Genomic DNA, 12,239 nt, shown 5'->3' with positions numbered 1-12,239 from the left:
TTTACTATTAGAAGAGCCCCATTTGAGGCGCACTCAAATCATCAAAGCTTTGACCAATAAAAGGTAATATAGCCTCAGCAATCGGCCGCAGTTGCTTATCAATGTAGTGTTGATAATCAATGGGTGAACGCTGATACTCAACGGGCTCGGGTCCATTTAAGGTAATGACATATTCTATTCTTCCCTTGTTTTGGTATTGCAATGGTCGTCCCAATTGTTGGTTGATGTCGTCTGCCATGCGAGCCGCTCGTACTTGAGGGGGAATATTCTTTTGATACTCATGCAGTTTTCTGCGCAGGCGCTTTTGATAGACTAATTGGTCATCAAACTCACCTCGTGAAGTGCTTTCCACAAATGAACGGACATAGTCAGATGGATCTTGGTTTTTGAACACCATCATATAGAGTTTTTGCTGAAACTGTTGCGCCAGTGCAGTCCAGTCGGTTCTGGCACTTTCCAATCCTTTGAAGATCAGTCGTTCCTTGTCACCATCTCCAATTAACCCTGCATAACGCTTTTTAGATCCGGTTTCGGAACCTCTTATTGTTGGCATTAGAAACTTCTGATAGTGGGTTTCATACTCCAATTCCAAAATGGACGTTAAGTTGTACTCGTTCTTGAGATGATCGGCCCACCACGTATTCAGATAGTCGATAAGTTGGTTACCAATATTATCCGCACTTTGAGCATCGAACTTACCATTCAATGAGACAAAGGTTGAATCGGTGTCACCATAAATAACTTGATATCCTTTTTCTTCAATCAAGCGTTTCGATGTTTTCATTATCTCATGGCCACGCATGGTAATTGAGGAGGCTAGACGAGTATCGAAAAATCGACAGCCTGATGAGCCCAAAACACCATAAAACGAGTTCATAATGATCTTGATGGCTTGAGAAAATGCTTTTTCATTGTTGGCTTTTGCGACATCGCGCGCTTTCCATAATTCTTCGATTAAATTTGGAAGAAAATGCTGCGTTCGATGGAATTGACCTCCTCTAAATCCTGCTACAGCTTGGTCGTCATTTTTACCAATTTCCAATTTCAAGCCTTCAATCAGTCCCATAGGATCGATCAAGAAGGAGCGAATAATGGATGGATAAAGGCTTTTAAAATCGAGCACAAGTACTGAATCATACAACCCTGGGATGGAGTCCATGACGTAACCGCCTGGACTTGCTACCCAGTTCTCAGGGTGCAAATTAGGTGCCGCGTAATGAGAGCGATGTAGACGAGGGAGATAAAGATTAGTGAAAGCTGCTACCGACCCGCCTACTCGGTCAAGCTCAACGCCTGTTAATTTGGTACGTTCAATGGCGAATTCTAGCAAGTGGGTGTGTGCAAAGATGCGGTTAACCAACACACAGTCTTGCAGGTTATACTTAGCGAGTGATGGCTTGTCTTGGCGGAACATGGTGTTAATTTCTGCCATTCGGTCATGCACGTTATGAATCGCTTTTCCTTCGCCTAACAGTTCTTGAGAAACCGACTCTAGAGACCAAGAGCGGAAACCGTAAGTGGCGGTTTTTAAGGTATCAATACCGTCTAACACCACACGTCCCGGAATAGTGATAAAGCTTTGCTGACTAGAAGGTAAGGTACGAAAGTATATATTCTGATCGCCTCGACCCAAACTGAGCTTCACATGGTTCAATTCTGCTCGTTTATTAAGTAACTTAAAATCAAAATCAATGACACTCCACCCTACGATGACATCGGGGTCGAACGTTTTAAACCAGTCATTTAACGCTACAAGTAAGGCTTTTTCATCGTTGACCCATTGAACTTGGGTCGCGCACGCCTGCGCTTCACCTACCATAATAACGCGACTATCCCTCGCGCTATCAAGGCCAATGGAATACAACTGGCCTTTCTCAGAGCACTCTATATCCAGAGAAACTACTTTTAATTCAGGCGTGTAGTCGTAGGCTTTGCACTTGGCATTAGTGATTCGAATGTACTGGTTGCAAGTGTTGGCATTGATCACTTCACAGTTACCAGTGACCGCTAAACTGCCTTGGATAAAACGCTCCATTAGAAAGCGATCTGCTAACTTAATATCTGCTTCAAGAACCAGAATGTCATTATTCAACAAGAGTTCGTGAAGCTTGCGCGCACCGGAAATTGATTGGCTGTAGACCGCGAAGAGGTCTTCACCCTCAAAACTTTTTAGTTCTACAGGCTTGAGGGCAATAGGAAGTCGAGCATCAGATGCTAAGTCATCGACCAGCTCTGCAAAATGTCGTGGCACGAAGAAAACTGGTTTCTGACCCTCAATTAGAATTTGGACGGGCCCATTCACAGTGGAAATCCACAACTCAATCTGTGGTCCTTGACGCGTGTCTCTTGATTGTCGGGTTAATAGAAACCCTTTATGGATGTCCAACTCAGTTTTTTCCTACCGGCATAATGGCTTTGCGTAAATTTTAAGCAAAATATCATTGGTTGATAATCACATGTAAGGAAGTAGTGTAACAAAGGCTTACCAACCGCGAAAATCTATGAATATGCGCTAAACTTTAGTAACGAACAGTATAAATTAGAATAGTGATTTATATCGAGTTTTTGTGATTTTTTGGCATATGATGTGTACTGGGTTTCATAGGTGAACATTGGGAAATAATCGTAGTAAAACGAGGAGTTACGTTTAAGCACTAGGATGAGTGACTAATTTGTAACCTAATGATTTTAAAGTTTTTATGATTGACGACGCTTCATCTTCATCGTAATGTGTTTGCCAAAGTTTGCGCTTGTGCACGATTTGTACGAGAGCAATTTAGTTTCAAATGAGGTAAGATAGCTAGCCATGCTGCTATCCACTAACCTCAAGTGGTCGCAGAGCCAATAGACAAGTGTGGAGATACAAGTTTGATTAATGTTTTCCTTGTAGATGATCACGAACTGGTTCGCACAGGGATACGACGTATTATCGAAGACGTCCGTGGAATGAATGTAGCAGGAGAAGCTGACAGTGGTGAAGAAGCCGTAAAATGGTGTCGTAGCAACCATGTTGACGTCATTTTAATGGACATGAATATGCCTGGTATTGGCGGTTTAGAAGCAACAAAGAAGATTCTACGCCACAATCCAGACATTAAGATCATCGTGCTAACTGTACATACGGAAAATCCGTTTCCGACGAAAGTAATGCAAGCGGGTGCCGCCGGGTACCTAACCAAAGGTGCAGCGCCTGATGAAATGGTCAACGCTATTCGACTCGTCAATAGTGGTCAGAGATACATTTCTCCTGAAATTGCTCAGCAAATGGCACTTAGCCAATTTTCATCAGCGTCTGAAAACCCGTTTAAAGACCTTTCTGAACGTGAACTTCAAATCATGATGATGATCACCAAAGGACAGAAGGTAACAGATATTTCAGAGCAACTGAGCTTGAGCCCGAAAACAGTTAATAGCTACCGATACAGACTTTTTAGTAAGCTGGATATCAATGGTGATGTTGAACTGACTCATTTAGCTATTCGACATGGAATGTTAGATACTGAGACATTGTAGTGTCGGAACACATTTTTGATTCAACATCATTTCTAAAGACTGTAACAAACCAACCCGGCGTCTACCGAATGTACGACGCCGAGTCGGTCGTTATTTATGTCGGTAAAGCCAAAGACCTCAAAAAACGCCTTACTAGCTATTTTCGCAAACGAGTCGATAGCGAAAAGACACGTGCCTTAGTCAGCAATATTGCGAAAATCGATGTAACTGTTACTCATACAGAAACCGAAGCACTGATCCTTGAGCACAATTATATTAAGCAGTACTTGCCCAAATATAATGTACTGCTGAGAGACGATAAGTCTTATCCCTATATTTTCTTATCTGGACACAAACATCCACGGCTCTCGATGCATCGAGGGGCACGTCGTAAGAAAGGGGAGTATTTCGGTCCTTACCCTGACTCTGGCGCTGTTAGGCAAACTCTTCACCTTCTTCAAAAGATCTTTCCGGTTCGTCAGTGTGAAGACTCGGTCTATGCTAACCGTAGCCGTCCATGCCTAATGTATCAAATCGGCCGTTGTGCTGGCCCGTGTGTCAGCAGCATTATCTCCGATGAAGAATATGCAGAATTGGTGGGATTGCTACGTCTCTTCCTGCAAGGCAAAGACAGTAACGTATTGCAAATGCTGGTGGAGAAAATGGATGAGGCAAGCCGTAATCTAAAATTCGAAGATGCGGCTAAATATCGTGACCAGATACAAGCGATTAGACGGGTTCAAGAGCAGCAGTTCGTCTCCGAAGACAGCGATGATGACATGGATGTGCTTGGTTTTGCTCAAGAGAAAGGTGTCGCTTGTGTCCATATTCTAATGATTCGCCAAGGCAAAGTACTCGGTAGCCGCAGTCATTTCCCTAAAATCCCAAGTAACACCGACCGAAAAGAAGTGTTTTACAGTTTCTTAAGCCAATACTATCTGAATCAAACAGAATCTAGAACCATCCCTACGCGAATCATCCTCAATGATGACCTTGTGGAGGATATCAGTACGTTAGGTGAAGCGCTGTCTGAAATTGCTGGAAGGAAAGTTATTTTCCACGTCAACCCGATGGGATCTCGTGGTCGTTACCTTAAACTATCAAACACCAACGCATTAACGGCAATTACCACCAAAATCAATCATAAGATGACAATCAACCAGCGCTTCAAAGCCCTTCAAGAAGAACTTGAGTTGGAGAGCATAACTCGCATGGAGTGCTTCGATATCAGTCATACTATGGGTGAAAGTACGATTGCATCTTGCGTGGTGTTTAATCAAGAAGGGCCGTTAAAGCAAGAGTATCGTCGCTACAACATTACTGGTATTACTGGCGGTGACGATTACGCTGCTATGGGACAGGTGCTTGAACGTCGCTACTCTAAGCAAATCGACGTAGACAAAATTCCTGATATTATTTTTATCGATGGTGGTAAAGGGCAACTCAACCGTGCGGTTGAAATCGTTTCTCAGTATTGGGGAGAGTGGCCTAAGCATCCATTACTAATTGGTATCGCTAAAGGGGTGACTCGTAAACCGGGATTAGAAACGTTAATTACCCCTGAGGGGCGTGAGTTTAACTTACCAAGTGACGCTCCAGCACTTCATCTAATTCAGCATATTCGAGACGAGAGTCATGATCATGCGATAGCAGGCCATCGAGCCAAACGTGCTAAAACAAGACGTACCAGTCCGTTAGAAGGGATTGAAGGAATCGGTCCTAAGCGTCGTCAAGCCTTGCTGAAGTACATGGGTGGTTTGCAAGAACTTAAGCGAGCCAGTGTAGAAGAAATCGCCAAAGTACCCGGAATTAGCAAATCTTTGGCAGAAAACATCTATCAAGCATTGAAACACTAGAGAAAATCCCGCAACATAAAGGCGCAGTAGAAAAGAGCCGATAATAATATGCGTTTAAACATACCTAACATTCTGTCTTTGTTGAGATTATTTCTCATCCCCGTATTCATTGTAGTTTTTTATCTCCCATACAGCTGGGCGCCGTTTGCTGCCGCAATGGTGTTTTGGGTGGCCGGTTTTACCGACTGGTTAGATGGGATGTTAGCAAGGAAGCTGGGTCAAACCTCTCGATTTGGCGCTTTCATCGACCCTGTCGCTGACAAAGTGTTAGTTGCTACTGCGTTGATTCTAATTACTGAACACTACCACAGCATTTGGGTAACTATTCCTGCTGTTACCATGATTGCACGTGAGATTATCATTTCTGCTTTGAGAGAGTGGATGGCTGAAATCGGCAAGCGCGCCAGTGTTGCTGTTTCATGGGTAGGCAAAGTTAAGACGCTGACACAGATGTTTGCTCTATGGGTACTTATCTGGCGCTATGACGATTGGATGGTATGGCTAGGCTTCGGTGCACTTTATGTTGCAACGGTATTAACCTACTGGTCAATGTTCCAATATCTAGCTGCTGCTAAAGATGATTTATTGAATGCAGATGATTAGAGATAATGAATAATAGAAGGCGAGCGATGAGCTCGCCTTTTTTGTCACTATTGAATGCTTTAATACTCGAAGAGAGGCACTTCGGTAAGTGATATCAGAGTTCTTAGGTTTTGTAGATATAAATACAACAACAAAGCAAAACAAGTTTTCTAGTGCTAAATGTGCATGTTTTTGCTAGAAAATTGAGCAAATTAGCGCTTTTTGGATGTTTCTTAGACAAACGATTCAAAATATAAAAAAACGTGTTGACTCATTTCTCTGATTGCGTAAAATGCCTCCCGTACTCAAGAGGAACTGCTTAAAGCAAAGCGATTAAGTTAGAGTCCAGAGTGACAAGAAGGCGCCTTGGCAGAGTGGCTATGCAGCGGATTGCAAATCCGTGGACCTCGGTTCGACTCCGGGAGGCGCCTCCATTCTCTCTTAGAGAATATGCGACACTAGCTCAGTTGGTAGAGCGCAACCTTGCCAAGGTTGAGGTCACGAGTTCGAACCTCGTGTGTCGCTCCAAGTTTTAAAGATATGGCGAAAGCGGTATCTAGATGGTGTCTCCATCACAATGAATTTTGTGTGCCCTGGTGGTGGAATTGGTAGACACAAGGGATTTAAAATCCCTCGGCGTTCGCGCTGTGCCGGTTCAAGTCCGGCCCGGGGCACCATCTCAAATTAGTCTGAAAAGACAAATGCGACACTAGCTCAGTTGGTAGAGCGCAACCTTGCCAAGGTTGAGGTCACGAGTTCGAACCTCGTGTGTCGCTCCAAACAAGAAAGCCCAGCAACTATGCTGGGCTTTTTCGTTTTTCCTTTCTACTCTCTTTATCTTCTTGATTCTTTTTGTAATGATGTCCGTACTAAAGGCACTTCACTAGTGAAATGAGGCATCTATGTTTACGGGAATTATCCAATCTGTCGCGACAATCGACAAAATTACTGATCTTAACGGCATTCGTACCTTTGAAATCGATTTTGAATCTGGGTTTTGCGTCGATGTTGAAATTGGAGCCAGTATCGCTGTGGATGGGGTATGTTTAACGGTTACCGAAATTCAAAGTGAGACGCGTCTCTCTTTTGACGTCATGCTTCAGAGCCTGAACATCACCACATTGAGTGCATTTGAAGAAGGCCAGAGAATCAATGTGGAGCGTGCGGCAAAAGATGGCGCAGAGATTGGTGGTCATCCGCTTTCAGGACACGTGGACTTCAAAACGCCATTGGTTGCTATTCATCAACAAGAAGATAACTACCGTATACAATTTCAGTTGCCAAAAGAGTGGAAACCATACGTGTTCCCTAAAGGCTATATCGCTATCAACGGGGCAAGCTTGACGGTTTCAGAAGTAGATAAGCAAGAAGGGTGGTTTGATGTGTGGCTGATTCCAGAAACTCGCCGTATGACGACCTTTGAAGGCAAACTGGTGGGTGATGACGTTAATATAGAGATTGAGCGTGGCACTCAAGTTGTTGTTGATACCGTGCGCGATACAATTGCTGACACTTTAGGCCCACTATTGCCGATGTTTGAAAAATTCTTGGAACAAAATGGTGTTGACGTAGATACCATAGGCCAAGCGACCACCAAACGCCTAAGCGATCAAAAGGATAAGTAGCAAAATAAAATAACGCCGCCTCCCACGAGGCGGTTTTTTATCTAATCAGTTTCATATTTTTGGTAGTTGTTTCCATAAGTTAGACAAAACGTAACTGGAGAAAACGGTTGCGATGATAATGATTTCTATGTTACTTTCCCGCGCAATCTCGGAATGAATCTGGGGGAGACGCGTTGTGACCATTCAAGCTGATTGTGACACAACGTAGGGTAGGTACTGGTTATGCCAATAACTAGTAGACGGGATACTGATGCCTAGAAGGGCATGTTAATGGGAAACCCAACATTGAAACAGATTAACTCACACTCAAAAATCAGCTTTGTACTTCCAAACTGTGTATTGCGCTTAAACCGTAGTATCACAGAGCCTTGATTTCAAAACGCTAATACCTTTCTAAATGAAGCAGTTCATTTAGGCCTTTGTCACATCTGAAATACGGTGGGACTTGTTTTGCTATGCGCGTAGCGAGTGATTTCGCACGCATAATCTAGGTTACAAAAAATGAGTACAGCATTCGAATTTGATTCCAAAGAATTCGCGTCTTCAATTTCGGTACACGTTCCACACGTTGAAGGCACCTATGACCTGACACCTGATCAGGTTCTACTTTATCAAGCGGAGCACGAATCAGAAGTTCGTTCCTATCCACGTCGTCTGCCTATCGCCATCAAGCGTGCGTTTGGTGCTTTGGTGGAAGACACTCGTGGGCAAATCTTTCTTGATTGTCTTGCTGGAGCAGGCACGCTTGCGATGGGTTACAACCATCCTGAAATCAATCAAGCTCTCAAACAGCAGCTTGATTCAGGTTTACCGTACCAAACTCTTGATATTACGACAGAAGCTAAAGATCGTTTTATCAAACGAGTGAAAGCGTTTCTACCGCAAGAATTCGCTGACCAATCGGTGATTCAGTTTTGTGGCCCTTCGGGTGCTGACGCTGTTGAAGCCGCTATCAAATTGGCGAAGCAAACTACGGGTAGAAATACTATGTTTGCCTTCCGCGGTGCATATCATGGTATGACGAATGGCACCATGGGCATGATGGGTAACCTTGGCACCAAAGCTCGTCGTACTGGGCTGATGTCCGATGTTCACTTCATGCCATTTCCTTATAGTCTTCGTTGTCCGTTTGGTCTTGGTGGCGATGCGGGCGCAAAACAGAGTATTCGTTATATCGAACGACTATTGAACGATGATGAAGCCGGTATCATGAAACCAGCTGCCATTATTGTTGAGCCAGTTCAAGGAGAAGGGGGCGTTATCCCTGCTCCGGCGTTTTGGCTGAGAGAACTACGCCGACTTTGTGATGAGCATGAGATCTTGCTCATTTTGGATGAAATCCAGTGCGGCGTAGGCAAAACAGGCTACCGTTTTGCATTTGAAGAAGCGGGGATTAGCCCAGATATTCTTTGTTTATCCAAAGCGATTGGCGGCGGCTTGCCGATGTCGCTACTGGTATTTAACAAAAAAGTGGATACGTGGAACGCAGGTGAACACACGGGCACGTTCCGCGGTAATCAACTGGCCATGGTTTCGGGCGAGAAAGCGCTTGAGATCATCGAGCGCGACAACCTTGTTGAGCATGCCAGAGTCGCTGGAGAGTATTTACGTCTTGGCCTCAACAAAATAAAGCAACGTGTAGACTGTATTGCTGAGGTTCGCGGCAAAGGACTGATGCTGGGCGTCGAGATTGTCAAGCCAACGGGTGAACACAACAAGTTTGGTGAACCTGTTGCCGATGGTCAGCTTACCCTAGGCATACAGCGCGCCGCGCTAGAACGCGGTTTGATGGTTGAAAAAGGTGGGCGTGATGGTGCCGTTATTCGCTTTCTTCCACCACTAATCATTAGTTTCGAGCAGATCGATTTTGCATTACGCACTATTGAAGAGGCTATCGTTGTAGCTGGTGGCGGGCAAAAGTCACAGCAAGATAACAAAGCAAAGTCGTGGAAAAAGTACTTCATCCATACGGGTGTGCAAGGTGCGACCGAATTTTCTCAGGTAATGAATCACACTACTCAAGCGATGAAAGAAGTGTTTGAGGGTGTCTCTAAACCGTATTCGGGGTTAGATCCAAAAGTGCTTGAATCGGCCATTAACAATGTCAATCTTGACGGCAGTCATCACGATCTACAACGTGTTGTTGATGAGACTGCAAGTTTGGTTGCAGACCATTCAATATTCACTCAACACCCTAATTGTATTGCACATTTGCATACACCACCTTTAATGCCGGCTGTCGCTGCAGAGGCGATGATCGCGGCGTTGAATCAATCTATGGATTCTTGGGACCAAGCATCGGCGGCAACTTATGTTGAGCAGAAAGTACTGGATTGGCTTTGCGAGCGCTATGAGCTTGGTGCGTCAGCAGATGGTATTTTCACCAGTGGTGGCACACAGAGTAATTTAATGGGTCTTCTGTTGGCACGTGACCGAATTGCGGATGTGACGGATGGTCATTCTATCCAAAAGCAAGGTCTTCCGAGTTATGCCGATAGACTTCGTATTGTCTGTTCCGATAAGTCGCATTTTACGGTTCAAAAGTCAGCCTCGTTGTTAGGCTTGGGTGAACAAGCCGTGCACTGCGTTGCAACCCACGACAACGGTACCATCAAAACGGATGCACTTATCACTGACTTACAAGCGATGAGAGCTGAAGGCTTGATACCTTTTGCTTTAGTCGGAACAGCAGGGACGACAGATCACGGCGCTATTGATGATCTAAACTCTCTCGCCACCATTGCTGCCGAAAACCAGCTTTGGTTTCACGTTGATGGTGCTTACGGTGGCGCCCTTATTCTAAGCAGTCACAAACACAAGCTTAATGGTATTGAAAAAGCGGACTCTGTCAGCGTCGATTTCCATAAACTGTTCTATCAAACCATCAGTTGTGGCTCGTTGCTGGTAAAAGATCGCAGCAACTTTAAGTACCTGCTTCATCATGCGGATTACCTCAATCGAGAGCACGATGAGCTGCCAAACTTGGTCGATAAATCCATTGCTACAACCAAGCGTTTCGATGCTCTAAAAGTCTTCATGACGATGCAAAACGTTGGTCCACAGGCACTAGGTGATATGTATGACCATCTGATGGAACAAACGCAAGAGGTGGCCAAACTTGTTCAAGCGCATGAACGATTTGAGCTATTGGCACAGCCATCATTATCAACGGTCTTATTGCGCGTTATTAATGATGACGTCAACGATTTGAATGAGCTGAATAAAGCGATCCGTTTACAAGCACTAACACGTGGCGTTGCGGTGTTAGGGGAAACGGTAGTGAACGGTCAGTCAGCACTGAAGTTCACGATTCTAAACCCATGCTTAACGCTCTCAGATTTTGAGAGCCTACTGAATAACATTGATCAGTTAGCACTTGAGCTAGCTAACTCGTACTAACCGATAAACAGAATAAGGAAAGAAAATGGCAGTTTTACAGATTGGCGCTGGTGGTGTTGGTTGGGTAGTCGCGCACAAGGCGGCTCAGAATAACGATGTATTAGGTGATATTACGATTGCGTCACGCACCGTCGCGAAGTGTGAAAAAATCATTGAATCCATTAAAGGCAAAAACAACTTAAAAGACACGACTAAAAAGCTAGACGCTCGTGCCGTTGATGCGGACGATGTTGAAGCGCTGGTTGCCCTGATCAATGAAGTGAAGCCAGACCTAGTGATTAACGCGGGTCCTCCTTGGGTAAACATCACCATCATGAAAGCGTGTCTGCAAGCGAAAGTCTCTTATTTAGATACTTCTGTCGCTGTCGATCTATGCTCGGAAGGTCAGCAAGTTCCTCAAGCTTATGATTGGCAATGGGGTTTCCGTGACAAATTCAAAGAGGCAGGTATCACGGGTATTTTAGGCGCAGGTTTTGATCCTGGTGTTGTAAGCGTATTTGCAGCTTACGCAGTGAAGCATTTATTCGATGAAATCGACACCATCGATGTTATGGATGTCAATGCTGGCGACCACGGTAAAAAGTTTGCCACTAACTTTGATCCAGAAACCAACATGCTAGAAATTCAAGGTGACTCTTTCTATTGGGAAAACGGTGAATGGAAACAAGTTGAATGCCACACTCGTATGCTTGAGTTCGATTTCCCATTAGTCGGCAAACACAAAGTCTACTCAATGGCACATGATGAAGTTCGTTCAATGCAAGAGTTCATTCCTGCAAAGCGCATCGAGTTCTGGATGGGCTTTGGCGATAAATACTTGAACTATTTCAATTGCATGCGTGATATTGGTCTACTTAGCCCTGACCCTCTAACTCTACATGATGGCACTGTGGTTCAGCCACTACATGTGTTAAAAGCACTGCTTCCAGACCCAACTTCTTTGGCACCAGGTTACACAGGTAAAACTTGTATCGGGACTTGGGTTCAAGGTAAGAAAGACGGTAAAGAACGTTCAGTATTTATCTACAATAATGCAGACCATGAAGTGGCGTACGAAGATGTAGAGCATCAAGCCATTTCTTATACAACGGGTGTCCCAGCCATCACGGCGGCACTGCAATACTTCCGTGGTCAATGGGCAGACGCTGGAGTGTTCAATATGGAGCAATTAGACCCTGATCCGTTCCTAGAAACCATGCCTGAAATCGGTTTAGATTGGCATGTTCAAGAGCTGGAAGTCGGTGCTCCGGATATCAAGATTCTTAAATAAAGTGACAGACCCTAG

At 44.5% G+C, this 12,239-nt stretch carries 7 protein-coding genes and 4 tRNA genes; 10 read left to right on the top strand and 1 reads right to left on the bottom strand.

What is annotated here, in order from left to right:
* Positions 1-7 precede the first annotated feature (7 nt).
* Positions 8-2,386 carry a DNA polymerase II gene (locus tag JKJ11_RS10985; RefSeq protein ID WP_240206110.1) on the bottom strand — a complete coding sequence of 793 codons (2,379 nt, stop codon included), beginning with the start codon at positions 2,384-2,386 and terminating at the stop codon, positions 8-10.
* A gap of 482 nt (positions 2,387-2,868) precedes the next feature.
* Between JKJ11_RS10985 and uvrY the strand changes: the two genes are divergently transcribed.
* From uvrY to JKJ11_RS10935, 10 genes are all read left to right on the top strand, one after another.
* Positions 2,869-3,513, top strand: coding sequence for a UvrY/SirA/GacA family response regulator transcription factor (gene uvrY, locus JKJ11_RS10980; protein ID WP_006075673.1), 645 nt, complete (start codon positions 2,869-2,871; stop codon positions 3,511-3,513).
* Positions 3,513-5,348, top strand: a complete 1,836-nt coding sequence (uvrC, locus tag JKJ11_RS10975) for an excinuclease ABC subunit UvrC (protein ID WP_124939940.1) — start codon at positions 3,513-3,515, stop codon at positions 5,346-5,348. Before uvrY ends, uvrC begins: the two co-directional genes overlap by 1 nt.
* A 48-nt stretch (positions 5,349-5,396) precedes the next feature.
* Positions 5,397-5,951, top strand: a complete 555-nt coding sequence (pgsA, locus tag JKJ11_RS10970; RefSeq protein WP_038225942.1) for a CDP-diacylglycerol--glycerol-3-phosphate 3-phosphatidyltransferase — start codon at positions 5,397-5,399, stop codon at positions 5,949-5,951.
* Between the two features lie 339 nt (positions 5,952-6,290).
* Positions 6,291-6,364, top strand: a tRNA-Cys gene (locus tag JKJ11_RS10965).
* Between the two features lie 18 nt (positions 6,365-6,382).
* Positions 6,383-6,458: transfer RNA gene (locus JKJ11_RS10960), tRNA-Gly, on the top strand.
* A gap of 62 nt (positions 6,459-6,520) precedes the next feature.
* Positions 6,521-6,607: transfer RNA gene (locus tag JKJ11_RS10955), tRNA-Leu, on the top strand.
* 26 nt (positions 6,608-6,633) lie between these two features.
* Positions 6,634-6,709: transfer RNA gene (locus JKJ11_RS10950), tRNA-Gly, on the top strand.
* Between the two features lie 123 nt (positions 6,710-6,832).
* Positions 6,833-7,555, top strand: coding sequence for a riboflavin synthase (locus JKJ11_RS10945; RefSeq protein WP_006075492.1), 723 nt, complete (start codon positions 6,833-6,835; stop codon positions 7,553-7,555).
* Between the two features lie 501 nt (positions 7,556-8,056).
* A complete protein-coding gene (locus tag JKJ11_RS10940) occupies positions 8,057-10,954 on the top strand; it encodes a pyridoxal phosphate-dependent class III aminotransferase (RefSeq protein WP_252038172.1) in 2,898 nt (965 codons plus the stop codon).
* Between the two features lie 25 nt (positions 10,955-10,979).
* Positions 10,980-12,224 (top strand): carboxynorspermidine synthase, encoded by a 1,245-nt coding sequence (locus JKJ11_RS10935; protein WP_252038171.1) that lies wholly within the window; start codon positions 10,980-10,982, stop codon positions 12,222-12,224.
* Positions 12,225-12,239: the final 15 nt, after the last annotated feature.

Origin of the sequence: Vibrio sp. SCSIO 43133, from assembly GCF_023716845.1 — a bacterium.
Taxonomy (GTDB): Bacteria; Pseudomonadota; Gammaproteobacteria; order Enterobacterales; family Vibrionaceae; genus Vibrio; species Vibrio mediterranei.
This window is presented reverse-complemented; position numbering and strand designations above follow the sequence as displayed.